Source organism: Flavobacterium caeni (assembly GCF_900101895.1).
GTDB classification, from domain to species: domain Bacteria; phylum Bacteroidota; class Bacteroidia; order Flavobacteriales; family Flavobacteriaceae; genus Flavobacterium; species Flavobacterium caeni.
Genome location: NZ_FMVF01000002.1, coordinates 482,202 through 497,943 on the forward strand (window position 1 = coordinate 482,202; position 15,742 = coordinate 497,943).

At 51.5% G+C, this 15,742-nt stretch carries 14 protein-coding genes; 7 read left to right on the plus strand and 7 right to left on the minus strand.

Annotated features, from left to right (window positions below):
• Positions 1-56 precede the first annotated feature (56 nt).
• Positions 57-1,172 (minus strand): C1 family peptidase, encoded by a 1,116-nt coding sequence (locus BLP55_RS02180; protein ID WP_091140666.1) that lies wholly within the window; start codon positions 1,170-1,172, stop codon positions 57-59.
• 46 nt (positions 1,173-1,218) lie between these two features.
• Here BLP55_RS02180 and BLP55_RS02185 point away from each other — a divergent pair, with 46 nt between their 5' ends.
• From BLP55_RS02185 to BLP55_RS02215, 7 genes are all read left to right on the plus strand, one after another.
• On the plus strand, positions 1,219-2,058 hold the full coding sequence (locus BLP55_RS02185; protein ID WP_091140667.1) for a 1,4-dihydroxy-2-naphthoyl-CoA synthase: 840 nt from the start codon (positions 1,219-1,221) through the stop codon (positions 2,056-2,058).
• 25 nt (positions 2,059-2,083) lie between these two features.
• Positions 2,084-2,599, plus strand: coding sequence for a PH domain-containing protein (locus BLP55_RS02190; RefSeq protein WP_091140668.1), 516 nt, complete (start codon positions 2,084-2,086; stop codon positions 2,597-2,599).
• Complete coding sequence (locus BLP55_RS02195) at positions 2,600-4,090, plus strand: PH domain-containing protein (RefSeq protein WP_091140669.1); 1,491 nt, start codon at positions 2,600-2,602, stop codon at positions 4,088-4,090.
• Positions 4,091-4,163: 73 nt separating this feature from the next.
• Positions 4,164-5,138, plus strand: a complete 975-nt coding sequence (gene menA / locus BLP55_RS02200; RefSeq protein ID WP_091140670.1) for a 1,4-dihydroxy-2-naphthoate octaprenyltransferase — start codon at positions 4,164-4,166, stop codon at positions 5,136-5,138.
• A gap of 2 nt (positions 5,139-5,140) precedes the next feature.
• Complete coding sequence (locus BLP55_RS02205) at positions 5,141-5,818, plus strand: metal-dependent hydrolase (RefSeq protein ID WP_091140671.1); 678 nt, start codon at positions 5,141-5,143, stop codon at positions 5,816-5,818.
• Positions 5,819-5,935: 117 nt separating this feature from the next.
• Positions 5,936-7,135 (plus strand): tetratricopeptide repeat protein, encoded by a 1,200-nt coding sequence (locus BLP55_RS02210; protein ID WP_091140672.1) that lies wholly within the window; start codon positions 5,936-5,938, stop codon positions 7,133-7,135.
• Positions 7,136-8,185 (plus strand): o-succinylbenzoate synthase, encoded by a 1,050-nt coding sequence (locus tag BLP55_RS02215; RefSeq protein ID WP_091140673.1) that lies wholly within the window; start codon positions 7,136-7,138, stop codon positions 8,183-8,185. It abuts the gene before it with no gap.
• On the opposite strand, the gene BLP55_RS02220 is transcribed toward BLP55_RS02215, so the two are convergent.
• The 6 genes from BLP55_RS02220 to BLP55_RS02245 all read right to left on the minus strand — a co-directional run bounded on the left by BLP55_RS02220 (position 8,175) and on the right by BLP55_RS02245 (position 15,248).
• A complete protein-coding gene (locus tag BLP55_RS02220) occupies positions 8,175-10,433 on the minus strand; it encodes an acyl-CoA dehydrogenase family protein (protein WP_091140674.1) in 2,259 nt (752 codons plus the stop codon). The genes BLP55_RS02215 and BLP55_RS02220 overlap by 11 nt on opposite strands.
• 58 nt (positions 10,434-10,491) lie before the next feature.
• Complete coding sequence (locus tag BLP55_RS02225) at positions 10,492-10,899, minus strand: nuclear transport factor 2 family protein (protein WP_091140675.1); 408 nt, start codon at positions 10,897-10,899, stop codon at positions 10,492-10,494.
• 61 nt (positions 10,900-10,960) lie between these two features.
• Positions 10,961-11,491 (minus strand): hypothetical protein, encoded by a 531-nt coding sequence (locus BLP55_RS02230; protein ID WP_091140676.1) that lies wholly within the window; start codon positions 11,489-11,491, stop codon positions 10,961-10,963.
• Positions 11,492-11,496: 5 nt separating this feature from the next.
• Complete coding sequence (locus BLP55_RS02235; protein ID WP_091140726.1) at positions 11,497-11,961, minus strand: hypothetical protein; 465 nt, start codon at positions 11,959-11,961, stop codon at positions 11,497-11,499.
• Positions 11,962-11,966: 5 nt separating this feature from the next.
• Positions 11,967-12,632: a peptidoglycan DD-metalloendopeptidase family protein gene (locus BLP55_RS02240; protein WP_091140677.1), complete on the minus strand. Its 666-nt coding sequence runs from the start codon at positions 12,630-12,632 to the stop codon at positions 11,967-11,969.
• 210 nt (positions 12,633-12,842) lie between these two features.
• Positions 12,843-15,248, minus strand: a complete 2,406-nt coding sequence (locus tag BLP55_RS02245) for an alpha-ketoacid dehydrogenase subunit alpha/beta (RefSeq protein ID WP_091140678.1) — start codon at positions 15,246-15,248, stop codon at positions 12,843-12,845.
• Between the last annotated feature and the right edge of the window lie 494 nt (positions 15,249-15,742).

Genomic DNA, 15,742 nt, shown 5'->3' on the forward strand with positions numbered 1-15,742 from the left:
ATCGTACATCCGTTACAGAAAAACTGTAAATTCGAATCAATGACAGAAAAATCCAATCAAACACCCAAAGATTTCTTCGTCTTGGCCACCAAAGCGTCCTTGTGCAACAACACCGAAATTGCCTTCAACCGCAAATAAGGCACGCTCATGTAAACGAACCCGCCGTTGGCCACACGCGCATTGTCGCTGCCCCACGAGTTCTTCACTTTGTAATAGATATTGCCTTTTTGGTCTTTCACTTTCCCGACAATGTGCATCAAATGGTCGTCCGTGGTGTTAAAGTTGCGGAATTCCTGCTCGCGCAATTCCTGCGTCACTTTCTTTTCAGGCTTGATTTCGGTCAAGATGGTGGTCGCGTCGTCTGCATGCTCTGGAATGACGGCCACACCGGTTTTCCCCGAAAAAGTACGTTCGCTGATATCGGCGTCGAGTGCAAGCGTGTAGCCCTTGTCGAGCGCGTTGTCAATGTTTTGGACGAATTCGTCGAGCGGCATGTTGTAAAACGAACCGTTCGAGAAATTATCGGGAATGTCCAAAATGAAGGTCTGATAAAACGGCGCGTGCGCAAAAGACGTAATCGTCACATAATTGTTGAGGTCGAGTTGGGTCATTTCGAGGAAACCCTTGGGTGTGTATTTTTTGCCTTCGAACGTAAATTCGGTCACGTCCTTGCCCATGTATTTTTCGAGGATCGATTCGACGCCCGATTGCCAATTGGCGTCCGGTTGCCTAGAAACGTCGGCGTTGGCCTTGACGAGTTTCTCTAGTTCCTTGGCCATTTCCTGGTGATTGTGGCCGGTTTGGCCGCCGACCAATCCGCTGAAGGCACTTTGCGGAACGATACCAAAATCGCGCGCACTGTCGATCACGTCGTGGTTGAGACCGCCCTCGCCAAATTGCGCGTGACCTTGGCGCATTACGTAGTTCCAGGCTTTTTTGGGGTAGGTGTGGCGCACATTGTACATTTCAGAAAGGTCGATGGATTTGCCCGTCGTGCGGATGATTTCGGCCTCCAAAAACGAAGTCGAAGAGAAGCTCCAACACGTTCCGGTTTGTCCTTGCGAAATGACCGGTGTACACGAAATGTCTTTAACCGATTGGAATTCATACTTTTGCGCATGCGATGAAAAAGCGGCAATCAACAGCCCGAGATTGATGATGGTTTGTTTCATTATTGTAAATGGAATTGATTATTTTTACGCTAAAATAGCACAAAATATGACGTCCATAAACTGGCAGACTGTTAAAGATTTCGAAGACATTACCTACAAAAAATGCAATGGTGTGGCGCGTATTGCGTTCAACCGCCCTGACGTGCGCAATGCGTTCCGTCCCAAAACCACAAGCGAATTGTACCAGGCGTTTTACGATGCGCAGGAAGACACCTCGATTGGCGTGGTTTTGCTCTCGGCCGAAGGCCCATCGTCCAAAGACGGCATCTGGTCTTTTTGTTCGGGCGGCGACCAGCGCGCGCGCGGACACCAGGGCTATGTGGGCGACGACGGCATGCACCGACTGAACATACTCGAGGTCCAAAGACTAATTCGCTTCATGCCCAAGGCCGTGATTGCGGTCGTGCCGGGTTGGGCGGTAGGCGGCGGGCACTCGCTGCACGTGGTGTGCGATTTGACGCTCGCCAGCAAGGAACACGCCATCTTCAAGCAAACCGATGCCGACGTCACGAGTTTCGACGGCGGCTACGGATCGGCGTATTTGGCCAAAATGGTCGGACAAAAAAAGGCGCGTGAGATCTTTTTCCTCGGACGCAATTATTCGGCGCAGGAAGCCTTCGAGATGGGCATGGTCAATGCTGTGATCCCACATGCAGAGTTGGAAGATACGGCCTATGCGTGGGCGCAGGAAATCCTCGCCAAATCCCCGACGTCGATCAAAATGCTCAAATTTGCCATGAACCTTACCGACGACGGCATGGTCGGGCAGCAGGTTTTTGCAGGCGAGGCCACACGCTTGGCCTACATGACCGACGAAGCCGTCGAAGGACGCAATGCGTTTCTCGAAAAACGCAAGCCGAACTTCGAAAAGAAATGGATTCCATAACAATTGATAATTAATAATTGGTTGGATGGAGAATTTTACCAATGAAACCTTAGATGTCGCACAACTTCCCAAGTTCGAGGAAGTACAGATGACGCCGTTGCATCCGCGTTATTGGCGCGTAGTGATGCTCACGTGGGGGCTTATTTTTTTGGTGGTGTTGCTGGCCATCGTTTTCGGATTTTTGTTTTCGCCCGATTTCAGGCCCGTCGCGCCCAAACTGCTGGTCGTGGTTTGCGCGTCCATCATCCCTATTGTGGCATTGGCCTATACGGCGTTCCGAAAGAAAGCCTTTGCGTTCCGTACACACGATGTGTTGTACCGGTATGGGTTGTTGGCCACCACAACGGTCGTCATCCCGTACAACCGTGTGCAGCACGTGGCCTTGCACGAAGGGTGGCTGTCGCGTATGTTCGGGCTCGCCACGGTTCAGGTGTTTACCGCCGGCGGATCGTCGAGCGACATCGAGATTCCCGGCATCGACAAAACCCAGGCCGAAAACATCAAGCAACTGCTCATGGGTAAAATCCAAAAAGAACTGTAGATGGAGCATTTCAGTGCGCCGCAACGCCAATCGGCCATTGGGGTCGTTGTCATGTTTTTTGACACGGTCCAGCAATACGCACGTGCGCTTTGGCCCATTTTGGTGCTTTGGATTTTTCGTTTCAACCAAATGGATAAGATGATGTTGGCCATCGGGACGGTGGCGGTTTTTATCGCGATCGGTGTCGTGGCCTACCTCAAATACCGGAATTTCACGTTTTTTCTCGACGAGGCGCAAGGTGAATTTGTGATCACCGAAGGTGTATTGAACAAAACAAAAACCACCATCGCGCTGTACAAGATCCAACAGGTCAACATCAAACAATCGTTGCTACAACGCCTCATCGGGGTCTATGCGCTCGATGTCGATACGGCAGGGAGCAATGAGAAAGAGGTGTCGGTCAAGGCCATTTCGCACGAAGTCGCGTTGGCGCTCAAGGCGCGGTTGCTCGACAACGAAAGCCGTAAACCCATCGGTCCATCGGAGGAAACCGTCGAAACCCACCAGGCAAAGCCGTTTATCCAAATCAGCATGCTCAGCTTGCTCAAGATCGGGCTGACGACCAATTACATTAGAACGTTGGGCGTACTGCTCGCTTTTTTTGCGACACTGTACGACAATGTGCTTCGGTTCTCCAACCAAGGTTATCTGGACGAAGACCAGTTTACGGGCTACATCGACCGCGCCTTGCTGCTGCAATCGATAGGATTCTTTTTGCTTGTGCTGGTTGCGGTGATCCTGGTCATCAACGTGGTACGCGCCGTGGTGCGCTATTTTGGGTATACCGTGGCGCGTCAAAGCGGATCGTTGCTGTTGTCGTTCGGGTTGTTCAGTACCAAGAGCACCATCATCAAGCCCGAGAAAGTCCAGATCGTTTCGGTTACGCGCAACTATTTCCAGAAAAAGATGGACATTCTCGAGCTCAAGATCAAACAAGCGACCTCGGGCGAACGCGAAGAATCAAAGCAAGCCGTCGAGATCCCGGGATGCAATACCGCCGAACGCGACGCGGTGCTCAAATTGCTTTTCGGGAAAATACCCGAGCAAGGCGCCGTGCTGTTGCCCAATTTTCGCAAACTGGTTTTTGCAATTGTCACGACAATAGTGTTACCTTTAGGGATATTTTTGGGCGTCGTGGCTTTGGCCGAAGAGAACCTGCTGAAATTTACGTGGATTGCGCCCGTGTATGCCGTTTTTGCGATGACATTGCTGTATTTCGGGTACCGCAATTACAGGCTTTTCATCGCCGATGATTTCATCATCAAGCAAAGCGGCGCGTGGGATGTCAAGCGCGAGATCATCGAACCGCAAAAAATACAGGCCATCGCCGTCTCGCAGCTGTTCTGGCACAAAAATGCCGACATCGGTTATTTGACATTGCACACCGCGGGCGGGGCGATCCGTTTTCAGTTGGGCGATTTTACGACCATCAAACAATATGTAAATCTTTGGCTGTACGAAATAGAAACCTCGGACAGCAACTGGATGTAGCGAATGATGAATGATGAACGACCAATTACGCGACACAAATAACCAAATTAACGAATAACCAAATCCACCACAAATGAAACACTGGATCGAAGCCGCGCGCGTACGCACCTTGCCACTTTCCGTCTCGGGAATCATCCTCGGTTGCTTTTATGCGATGTCGCAGGCACGCCCGAATTGGAAGATATTTACGTTTGCGATCACCACGACGCTGTTGTTGCAAATCCTGTCGAATTTTGCCAACGATTATGGCGACGGCGTCAAAGGAACCGACAACGCCGACCGTGTAGGCCCCAAACGCGCGATACAAAGCGGCGCGATTTCTCCCGCGGCGATGAAACGCGCGATGATTTTTACGTCCGTACTGACGATGCTCTCGGCCATCACGCTGATTTATTTTGCGTTCAAGGACACCAACCTGGTTTTTTCGCTGTTCTTTTTGACGTTGGGCGCGCTTGCCGTGGCATCGGCCATACGCTACACCGTAGGGAATACGGCTTACGGATACCGCGGTTATGGCGATGTGTTTGTGTTTGTGTTCTTCGGATGGGTCAGCACCCTGGGCGTCAGCTTCATGTACCTCAAGGAAATCGATCCGTTTTTGATTTTGCCCGCGGCCGCCATCGGATTATTGAGCGTCGGCGTATTGAATTTGAACAACATGCGCGACGAAGAATCGGATAAAAAAGTCGGCAAGAACACGATTGTCGTTAAAATCGGCGGCGCCAAAGCCAAAAAATACCATTATTTCCTGATCGTCAGCGCGATGATTTTGATGCTCGTTTTTGCGTTCCTGTTCGATTGGTACAAGGACGGCGATCCGGGCCACATCAATTTTGACATGTATTTGTTTGTCATCGCCTACATTCCGCTGATCAAACACCTCAAAACCGTTTACAACAACCAAGAGCCGTGTTTGCTCGATCCCGAACTCAAGAAACTGGCCATCAGCACGTTCCTGATTTCGCTGATTTTGTCACTGTCGCTGATCTATTTCTTCACAGATATCATCGTCCAAATCGTCAACGCGACCATCAACCATTTCAGCTAATTATGAAAATTACCTATTACGGACACGCCGCGCTCGGCATCGAAGTCAGCGGCAAAAAAATCATCGTCGATCCTTTTATTTCGCAGAATCCGAAGGCGGCGGACATCAATGTCAATGAATTGCAAGCCGATTATATTCTCGTTACGCACGCGCATGGCGATCACGTCGGCGATGTCGAAACCATTGCCAAAAACACGGGCGCTACCATCGTTTCAAACGCCGAAATCGCCGATTATTACGCCAAAAAAGGTTTTACGAGTCACGGCATGAACCACGGCGGCAGCTGGAAGTTCGATTTCGGCACGGTCAAATATGTCACTGCGATCCACTCGAGCGCATTTCCCGACGGCACCTACGGCGGCAATCCGGGCGGATTTGTGATCGAAGGCGAACACAAAAACATCTACATCGCGGGCGACACGGCGCTGACCTATGACATGAAGCTCATTCCGCTGCGCACCAAACTGGACCTCGCGATTTTGCCCATCGGCAGCAATTACACCATGGATGTGGCCGATGCCCTCATCGCCGCCGATTTTGTCCAGTGCGACAAGGTGCTCGGCTACCATTACGACACTTTTGGTTACATCGTCATCGACCACGCCGCGGCCAAACGCCAATTTTTTGACGCGGGCAAGGATTTGATGCTGCTGCCCATCGGCGATTCGATCGATTTATAATTTTTTAGGAGCTTTTTCCCGCTTTCCGCTTGCTGCAAATGCGCAGCATTCACCGAACACCTATAAAGAATGAAGGTTTGGTGAGGTAATCGGGGCTAGGGCATCCCCATCCAAACCATGACCAAACAAATAGTTACATTTTTCGCCTTGTTCGCCACCGTGCTTTCGTTCGCACAACAAGACGGCTATTGGGACAAAGACCGCGCCACCGCACGCGAGATCGTTGTTCCCGCAGGCAACCGCGTCGTGATCAAGACCGAGGATTTCCCGGTGGGTACCACACAGGTCGTGTACCGCATCACCATACTCGACGAGAACCAGCAATTGGCTAACAGTTTGGCATCGTTGCTCAAGGCGATTCCCGATCCAACGGGTATTTCGCAGGGTTCGGCGGGCGCGGTGTTTATCTTGTCCAAAGTATCGGGCGACGACAAATGCCGTTACGGGATTTTCACCACACCAGAAAACGCCCAGAAATACAGGGAAACCGGTAAACCCGAACGCGCGTGTCTGTACCAGGATACGCCCATCAACAAAGAGGTCAAGGTACTTTCGGCCGAAAAACTCGCGTGTTTGAATCCGTCGTCCACCAACCTGTGGTTTGCGTTCGAGAGCAACAACTGGATCCTCAAGCAAAAAATCGTACTCGAGGTCGTGCCTTGGGTAGACCGCAAGCTCAGCCGTGGCTGGACGGCCGAGAACAAAAAAACCGTCATCGGCATTTGCGAAACCACCGACCTGGCCAAAAGGCTGACCGATCCGGGCGATTATTGCATTTGCGTGCTCGACAAGTTTCAAAAAGACTACAAATTCCAGGAATACAGTAAAATGCTGGCTGCCGAGAAGGCCAAGGCGTTCCGCGACTACGGCAAGGCATGTCTCAACGAAACCGACGCCTCGCGCGAAATCTACGAGGCGTTGCGCGAGCAGGCCGCCGAATTCATCAAGCAAGGCAACTATGCCGACGCCATCGCCAAGCTACAGGTCATTGTGGGCGACCACAAGGCTACCGCCGCCGATTACAACGCCATCGGGCAATCGTATGTGTTTACCAAGCAGTACGACAAGGCGGTCAAATTCCTCAAGGACGGCGAAAAACTAGACGCCACCGAGCTGGCCATCAAGCTCAATCTGGCGCATGCGTATTTGTTCAACGGCGAATACAGTGCGGCCAAGAAACTCCACCGCAAGTACGCGGGTCAGAATGTGTCCGATACCCAAAGCTGGAAGGAACGCACAAGGCTCGATTTCGAGGCGTTCAAAAAAGCGGGCCTTTCTTCGGGTGATTTCGACAACATCCTCGCGTTGTTCAAATAAATGAAAGCCAGCTGCCACCAATACCTGCTCGATTTCAAGCAACCGTCGGGAACCTCGCGCGGCGTGATGACGCAAAAGGAAACGTGGTTTTTGGTGCTTGAACACAACGGGAAAAAGGGGATAGGCGAGTGCGGCATCCTGCGGGGCCTGAGTGCCGACGACCGCCCCGATTACGAGCAGAAACTGCAATGGACGTGCGATAATATCGATCTTGGCGAAGAAAAGCTTTGGGAGGCGTTGCGCGAATTTCCATCGATCCAGTTTGGTGTAGAAATGGCATTTCGTTCGTTGGCTTCCGAAAATCCCTTCGAATTGTTTCGGTCCGAATTCACGAACGGTCAAAAAAGCATCCCCATCAACGGGCTGGTTTGGATGGGCGACGAAGCGTTCATGAAACGACAAATCGAGCAAAAAATAGCCGATGGTTTTACATGCATCAAACTCAAGATCGGCGCACTCGATTTTGAAAAAGAACGCGGTTTGCTGCGGTTTATCCGACAAAATTTCGACGAAAACCAGATCGAGATCCGCGTCGATGCGAACGGCGCTTTTTCTGTAAATTCAAGTTTAGATAAATTACATCAATTATCTGAATTTAAACTACATAGCATAGAGCAACCTATCGCAAAAAACCAGCATGACAGTATGGCAGTTTTGTGCAAAAACACGCCTTTTCCCATCGCGCTCGACGAAGAACTAATCGGGGTGTTCACGTTCGGGGAAAAAGAACAACTGTTGCAAAAAATCCAACCGCAATTCCTCATTTTCAAACCCAGTTTTATCGGTGGTTTTCACGGTACTTTGGAATGGATCGAACTCGCCAAAAAATACAACATTGGCTGGTGGATCACCTCGGCGCTCGAGAGCAACATCGGGCTGAATGCGATCGCACAATTTACTTTTACGTTGGGCAACGCAATGCCGCAAGGTTTGGGTACCGGTGGGTTGTACACCAACAATTTTGACGGTCCGCTACAGGTTCGTTCGGGACAGTTGTATTTTGATCCCGCGCTCGGCTGGAATGTAGAGACCGATTTCTTTACGGTTTAGTCGCGATAGGCGCAGCGAGCAATGCATCGGGAATAGCAAAAGCTTCGGCCAGCGGAACCGCGTCCGGACGCAATTCCCAACACAATTGATTGACCATTTTTCGTATGGCTTTGGTTTTTGCGCCTTCCATATAATCGGCTTCGAGGTACCAGCCTTTGTTGGTTTCGATTTGCGAGAGCGCGTATAATTTGCACAAATTCTCCATTGCGGCCTGACATTTTTTGTCCTTGGTTTTCGACACCGCGGCCTGGAATTGTTCAAGGATCACCCGTTCCAAAAAGGCGCGCGCCACTGCCAACATCTGGTGTTGCGCGACATTGAACGCATCGTAGGCATCCATGCCGTCGTCGATCAGCCGTTTGAGCCTTTTGGCCGCCGATTCGAGCAAATGGTGCTCGCGGTACCGGAACGCCTGCAGGTGGAACAAAGGATCGAGCAAGTGCGCATCGGTGGTGTTTCGTCGGGCAATCGGGTTTTTCTCGGTGAGCGCGGTCTTGGTCTTGTCCCACACATACCCGATCATGTCGGAGGCGTCCATTTCGCCAAACTTTTTTCGGAATTCGGCCAGTCGGTTTTTTGCCACGAGTTGCATCAGTACGGTGTTGTCGCCTTCGAACGTGGTGTAGATTTCGGTGTCGTTCTTGAGCGCGTCGATCCTGTTTTCAGACAGATAGCCCTTGCCGCCGCACGCTTCGCGACATTCCTGCAACGCATCACGCGCAAACCAGGTCGTCATGGCTTTCATGCCCGCGGCCAACGCTTCGATTTGCTGTTGATCTTCCTCGCTGCGTTGGAGGAAGCAATCGGTAAGATGGCTTAGCGCAAAATGATGCGCATAGGCGTGGGCCAACGGGATCAGCAGCCTGCGCTGATGGACCCTGTAGTTGAGGATGGGCGTTTCCGATCCGCCATCGGGCCCAAATTGCCGTCGCGTGTCGCCGTATTTGATCGCAATGGCCAAGCCCGATTTGGCCGCCGAAAGTGCCGACCGCGGAATCCCGATGCGTCCGCCCACGAGCGTTCCCAGCATGGTAAAGAACCGCCGGTTGTCGCTCGGGATGTCGCTTTCGAACCCGCCCAAGTCGTTGATGCGCGCAAACCGATCGAGCATGTTTTCCTTGGGAATGACGACCTGATCAAAGCGGATCGTTCCGTTATCGACGCCATTGAGCCCCATCTTTGGTCCGCAATCGCCAATGGCAATGCCCGGAAGCGTTTGGCCTTGGGCATCGCGCAACGGGACCACGAACGCGTTGACGCCGTAATCGGTGCCGTTTACCAGGAGTTTGGCAAAAACCGTGGCCATACGCCCGTGCTTGGCCGCGTTGCCGATGTATTCCTTCTGCGCGCCGGGATGCGGCGTGTGCACCGTGAACGTTTGACTTTGGTGATCGTAGGTGGCCGTGGTTTCAAGACCCTTGACGTTCGATCCGTGGTGTGTTTCGGTCATCGCAAAACAGCCGGGTAGTTTTAGCGTACCAATGTCTTTGAGGTATTTTTGGTGGTGTTTTTCGGTACCGAGCAGTTGTACGCTCATGCCCCAAAGCCCGAATTGCACGCCAAACTTGATCACCAGGCTTAAGTCGTGGTAGCTCAAGGCTTCCATGACCGCAAAGTAGCTGGCCACGTCGTCTTGCCCGCCGTAGGCCTTCGGATAGGCGATAGAGCCGAGTTGTTCGTTGGCCAAAAGTTTACACCATTCGTACACTTTTTCCCGGTAGGCGTCGATGTCCCGATCATCATGGTATTCGAAAGGTATTGTCGAAAGGATCGATTTTACCCTTTGGGTGGCGGTCGCGGTTTCCGCATCAAGTCTTTCGGTCATTTTACCGATGTCGAACCGGTGTATGGTTTCGTGGCTGGATGTGCGCGTTTGGTGCGGCGATTGGAATTCCTTGAGGACTTCTCCATCGAGCAGCCCAAGCGTCTGTGCCAGTTGCAGAAAATCGTTTTGTGCTTTTTGTACGCCGCTGTCGCGTCCCGACAATTCAAAGGCCAGGTCAAACAACGATCCTATTCTTGGGTGCTGCGCCAATGTTTGGTGTATGCGCGATTTCCAGTCCACCAGCGTGTCGCGGCTTGGCGGCGCGGTAATATCGATCGAGGTGTAGAGTTGTTTTTTCTCGGCTGTCGTCAACCAATCCTGTATACCGATGAACTGTTGTAGCGCGGTCAATTCGTTTTTGGTCAGTAAATCGTCGGACCAGGTAAGCCAAAAATAGGGCAGGAAGGCGTCGGTTTTTGCCATGGCGGTGTCGTTTGCTTAAATTTAAGCAATTGCACGCTAAGGCTTTTAGAAAGGTTTGTTAATTTAATCGGGCCTGGTAGGCACGCAAGGATTGCAAAGCCTGTTTGCGGATTTTTTGCTGCAAGAAGCCGGTCCATCCCAACAAAAGTCCAGGCAAACGCAACGCCTGGGCGCTCCATTTCCATACATTGAACGAATCGGTATGACGGACAATCAGCCCATCCTTGAATTCGAATTCGGCATGGATCACATTGACCACTTTGCGTTTGGTCTTGCTGAATTCGTAGGTCGCGGTCCATTGCGCCGACCCGCGAACGTCGTCTGCCTTGACATCCGCGAACGAAACTTCGAGATGACCCTTGCTGCGCGCAATCAGCATACGCCACATGTCTGCCACATCCTTGCCTTTGAGCGTCCCGAAGGCCGGATCGTGGAACACAATGTCGGGATGGTAGCAACTGGCCATCGTATCGGCGTGGTGGCTTGCGAAACCCGCATAAAACTCCTCGTGATTTGTTGGTTCGGATTCATGGTTGGTACAATTGGTAAAGGGCCGCGGCCGTTTCGTGTTCCTGCGGCCTGTGTTGCCCTACGCTAAAATACGTTTTTTTATTGACGGCCGTAAAGTTCCCCGTTTGGCTGCTGAACGACGATGCCGTGCCGCGTACATTGAACCGTATCGATTGGATGTTCGACTTTTTAAGCCGCGCGATCTCGGCATCGGTAAAAAAATACCAGGCCGTCATTTGACCGTCTTTGTTTTGCCGCAACAATTTGTCGGTACACACCAGCGCCGTATGGTCGTCGAGGTATACATAAACGACACCGCCGATGTAAAACCGTGCATCGGTCGCCGCTGCGGTAATTTGAAGCCATCCGCCTTTCTCGGCCTTGCCGATCTGGACAAAAGCCACGCCCGTAAGCGCGTAGTTTTCACAAATGAATTCCCATTCGGCCGTGGCCGGGATTTTGTTGCCGTCCTTGAGTGTCATGTGTTGGCCAATGACAAGCGGGGTAAAAAGGAAGGCGATGCATGCGAACAAATGTTTGGTGGTCATAGGTGTTAATATTGATCGACCCAATCGAGCGACTTGATGCCCGAGACTTTGTCTTCGTCGTTCATCGTCACGCGCAGCTCCTTGTTGGCGATTTTCTTTTCGTACAAGGCCTTGAATCGGTATACATTGGTTTTGTCGGATTTGTTCCGGATGACCTCTACGAGTTGGATGTCGCGAAAGTCGCCGTATTTGAGCCTGAATTTGAGACACGTCTTGGTCAGACGGTCCTGCGTGGTGTTTTTGATCACCGTAGGCGTGGCTTCGGCAGTCGTGAACGGCTTGAATTTAGAGGTGTTGCACGTCATCAGGATACGTCGGCCAGCTTCGTAGGCTTTGCTTTTCTGGGCTTCGTCTATTTTTTCTTTTTCGATAACGGTTGTGCGCGGGGTTGCGGTGGCCGTTTTCTTCGATTTACAACCCGAAAATACAAGCAGCCCGATTACAATCAACAGTATGGTTTTGCTTCTCATCGTCATTATTTTAGTTTCAACAATAGGTTGGGGTCGGGGCAATTGTCCAGATAGTGGCCCAGGTCTGCGGCACTACATACGCCGGGGTAGTCGCCAAACCAATCCCCGATGTCGCGGATGATCTGAAAATGCAAGTGCGGCGCATAATCGCCGTTGACCGACGCATCGCCCAGTTCGGCCAGTTTTTGCCCTTTCAAAAAGCGGTCACCGATTTCAAGCTCGGCAATGCTCTCGACCGACAAATGGCCGTACAACGTGTAAAAAGTAAGCGGCCCAAGTTGGTGCTCCAAAATAATCGTCGGGCCGTAATCGCCCAAGCCTGCATTGTAATCGAAACTGTGAACGGTACCGTCGAGCGGCGCCAAGACCGCCGTGCCAGCTGGCATCCAAATGTCGAGTCCGATGTGGATGTTGCGCTGCTCGGCATCGGATTCATAAAACAAGGCGCTTCGTTTGTACAGCGCACGTGTTTCGTTGTAGCCGCCAAAGGCCGCATCGGCACCATGGTTGGCCAATATTTCTTTCAGATGATTTTCAAATGCTTCGGCATCGGTTACATCGACGCCATCCATCGCCTGGTTCGCGGCCGACAAATCAAGCGGGAGAAAGGTTTTTGCATTTACCACCTTGACATCGGTTTGTGCGAAAAGCAACGATTGAAGTGCGTTCATAGCATCGGTTTAAGGCTAAAAATAGTCAAAAATTCAAAAGCGGCAGGGCCGAGCGGCTACTTTATCAAAACTTTAAGTCGCCCTGGTGCATTTGCTTTTTCGATTTGTATGGCGGTAAAATTACCGTGCCTGGCTCACAAACCGATGTAAAATATCGGGTAATGTTTATATGATTCGGGCAAAAAAATAACCCTCGAAAGGGTTAAGGTATCAAAACAATGACGGGTACTTGTTGGGATCGACCTCGTGCATCATCGCATAGACTTTCTCGTAAATGTCTTCGGCCGACGGTTTCGAAAAATAATCGCCATCGGTACCGTAGGCAGGGCGGTGCGCCTTGGCCGTGAGTGTCTGCGGTTTGCTGTCGAGGTAGGCATAAGCGCCTTGTTCTTCGACCACCTGTTGCAGGATGTAAGCCGATGCGCCGCCGGGAACGTCCTCGTCGATCACAAGCAAACGGTTGGTTTTTTGGATGCTTTTCGCGATGTCGTGGTGGATGTCGAAAGGCAACAGCGATTGCGCGTCGATGACTTCGCAGTCGATGCCGATCTCGAGCAGTTCGTTGGCCGCTTGTTCCACCAAACGCAACGTCGATCCATAGGACACGAGCGTGATGTCGGCGCCTTGTTTGAGCGTTTCGGTCACACCGATCGCGGTCCTGAAATCGCCAAGGTTGCTCGGCATTTTCTCTTTCAAACGGTAGCCGTTCAAACATTCGACCACAAGCGCAGGTTCGTCGGTTTCAAGTAAAGTGTTGTAGAATCCGGCCGCCTTGGTCATGTTTCGCGGTACCAAAACGTGGATGCCACGCACCGCATTGATGATCATGCCCATGGGCGATCCCGAATGCCAAATACCTTCCAGCCTGTGTCCGCGCGTACGGATGATCAGCGGCGCCTTTTGTTTGCCCGCCGTACGGTATTGCAACGTCGCGAGGTCGTCGCTCATGATCTGTACCGCATAAAGCAAATAGTCGAGGTATTGGATTTCGGCGATAGGACGCAAGCCGCGCAACGCCAATCCGATGCCTTGGCCTAAGATAGTCGCTTCGCGGATGCCCACGTCGGCCACGCGCAATTCGCCGTATTTCTCCTGCATGCCTTCGAGTCCTTGGTTGACGTCGCCGATATTGCCCGCATCTTCACCAAAGACCATTGTGTTCGGGTGTTTGGTAAAAATGGCGTCAAAGTTGTCGCGCAACACCAGTCGGGCGTCGACTTCTTCGGCGTTGTCGGCATAAACAGGCGGTACTTCGGCCACCGAGAATACGTTTTGCGCCGATTCCGAAAACAGGTTCGCGCTGAATTTGGGCTGTATTTTTTGCGTATACGAAGCGATCCATGCCGCGAGTTCGGCGCGCCCGTTTTCCTTGGCCACCATACGCAGCACCTTGCGGGCCGTGGTGAGCAAGTCCTTGCGGATCGGTTCCTTGATGTCGTTCAGGTCGTTGGCGTATTTTTGTACAAACACCTTGTTGATGCTGCTTTCGGCAATCTTTTCGAGCAAGCCGACGAGTTCCGCTTTTTCGTCCTTGATGGGTTGGGTAAAGGCGCTCCAGGCCGCTTTTTTGCCTTCGAGCACATCTTTTTTGGCTTGCGCGTCTATTGCGTCGAGGGCTTCGCTCGAGGCGATGTTGAACGTCACCATCCACTCCTTCATTTGTTTGATGCAATCGAAATCGCTTTCCCATTGCAAACGGTCGGCATTTTTGTAGCGTTCGTGCGAGCCCGATGTCGAGTGGCCTTGCGGCTGCGTGAGTTCGATCACGTGGATGAGCACCGGCACGTGTTGTTCGCGCGCCAAATCCGAGGCACGTTGGTAGGCCGATACCAGTTCGGCATAATCCCATCCCTTGACGCGGATGATTTCGTAGCCTTTGTTTTCGTCGTCGCGCTGGAAACCGGCGAGTATTTCAGAAATATTCTCTTTGGTGGTTTGGTGTCTGGCGTGTACCGAGATGCCGTATTCGTCGTCCCAAACACTCATCACCATCGGGATCTGCAGCACGCCTGCCGCGTTGATGGCCTCAAAGAACAGCCCTTCGGATGTACTGGCGTTGCCAATGGTACCCCAGGCGACTTCGTTCCCGTTGTTCGAAAAATTGGTGGTGTCGATGCCTGGCACATCGCGGTAAATCTTAGAAGCTTGCGCCAGTCCTACCAATCGCGGCATTTGTCCGGCGGTAGGCGAGATGTCGGCGCTCGAATTTTTTTGTTGGGTCAAATCTTTCCAAGAACCGTCGGCGTTGAGGCTGTGCGTCGCGAAATGGCCGCCCATTTGACGTCCGGCCGTCATCGGATCGAAGTTGATGTCGGTGTGGCCGTACAATCCGGCAAAAAACTGCTCGATCGTAAGCTCGCCAATGGCCATCATAAAAGTCTGGTCGCGGTAATAACCCGAACGGAAATCGCCGTTCTTGAATGCCTTGGCCATCGCCAGTTGCGGGACTTCCTTGCCGTCGCCAAAAATACCAAACTTGGCCTTTCCGGTCAAGACCTCGCGCCTGCCCAGCAAACTACATTCACGGCTCACGACCGCAATTTTGTAATCGTTGAGCACTTCTTTCTTGAAATCGTCAAAGGTGAGCGATGCCGCGGTGGTCTCTGCTTGTGTCATAATGGTATTTTTCAGCTTTGGAACACAAATTTAGGCAAATTTCCCAAACTGTAGCCGCGCGCGCCGAATATCTGTAGCGAAATCGATTAAGTGAAAAAAATAGGCGGCGTTTGGTGGTTGAGAATCAATCGGTAACGTAGAAAAGGTTTTGCCACCGTGAGTTTATTGTTTTTTCACCGCAAAGCACTCAGGGTTTTCCGCAAAGGACTCAAAGCTCACCGCAAAGCACTCAAAGTTTTCCGGCCAGGGAAATAGTTGAATTTTTTCAAAAGGGAAATTCCAATAAAGCATTTGTGTTACATAATGACATTTTATGTGAATATGTAACAGTTTTTTATGTTACATAATAATATTTTATGTGAAAATGTAACAAAAATGGGTGAACTTTGCGAATCCTTCGCGACCTTTGTGGTTATTTTTTTTAACACAGAGGCCTCAAAGTTTGACGCAGAGGATACAAAGGTTTTTGCAAAGCGTACAGGACTTCGCTCACT

Bases quoted from the DNA above. Each gene is read 5' to 3' on its own strand.
- BLP55_RS02180 (WP_091140666.1), bottom strand. From the start codon at position 1,172: ATGAAACAAACCATCATCAATCTCGGGCTGTTGATTGCCGCTTTTTCA.
- BLP55_RS02185 (WP_091140667.1), top strand. From the start codon at position 1,219: ATGACGTCCATAAACTGGCAGACTGTTAAAGATTTCGAAGACATTACC.
- BLP55_RS02190 (WP_091140668.1), top strand. From the start codon at position 2,084: ATGGAGAATTTTACCAATGAAACCTTAGATGTCGCACAACTTCCCAAG.
- BLP55_RS02195 (WP_091140669.1), top strand. From the start codon at position 2,600: ATGGAGCATTTCAGTGCGCCGCAACGCCAATCGGCCATTGGGGTCGTT.
- menA (WP_091140670.1), top strand. From the start codon at position 4,164: ATGAAACACTGGATCGAAGCCGCGCGCGTACGCACCTTGCCACTTTCC.
- BLP55_RS02205 (WP_091140671.1), top strand. From the start codon at position 5,141: ATGAAAATTACCTATTACGGACACGCCGCGCTCGGCATCGAAGTCAGC.
- BLP55_RS02210 (WP_091140672.1), top strand. From the start codon at position 5,936: ATGACCAAACAAATAGTTACATTTTTCGCCTTGTTCGCCACCGTGCTT.
- BLP55_RS02215 (WP_091140673.1), top strand. From the start codon at position 7,136: ATGAAAGCCAGCTGCCACCAATACCTGCTCGATTTCAAGCAACCGTCG.
- BLP55_RS02220 (WP_091140674.1), bottom strand. From the start codon at position 10,433: ATGGCAAAAACCGACGCCTTCCTGCCCTATTTTTGGCTTACCTGGTCC.
- BLP55_RS02225 (WP_091140675.1), bottom strand. From the start codon at position 10,899: ATGGCCAGTTGCTACCATCCCGACATTGTGTTCCACGATCCGGCCTTC.
- BLP55_RS02230 (WP_091140676.1), bottom strand. From the start codon at position 11,491: ATGACCACCAAACATTTGTTCGCATGCATCGCCTTCCTTTTTACCCCG.
- BLP55_RS02235 (WP_091140726.1), bottom strand. From the start codon at position 11,961: ATGAGAAGCAAAACCATACTGTTGATTGTAATCGGGCTGCTTGTATTT.
- BLP55_RS02240 (WP_091140677.1), bottom strand. From the start codon at position 12,632: ATGAACGCACTTCAATCGTTGCTTTTCGCACAAACCGATGTCAAGGTG.
- BLP55_RS02245 (WP_091140678.1), bottom strand. From the start codon at position 15,248: ATGACACAAGCAGAGACCACCGCGGCATCGCTCACCTTTGACGATTTC.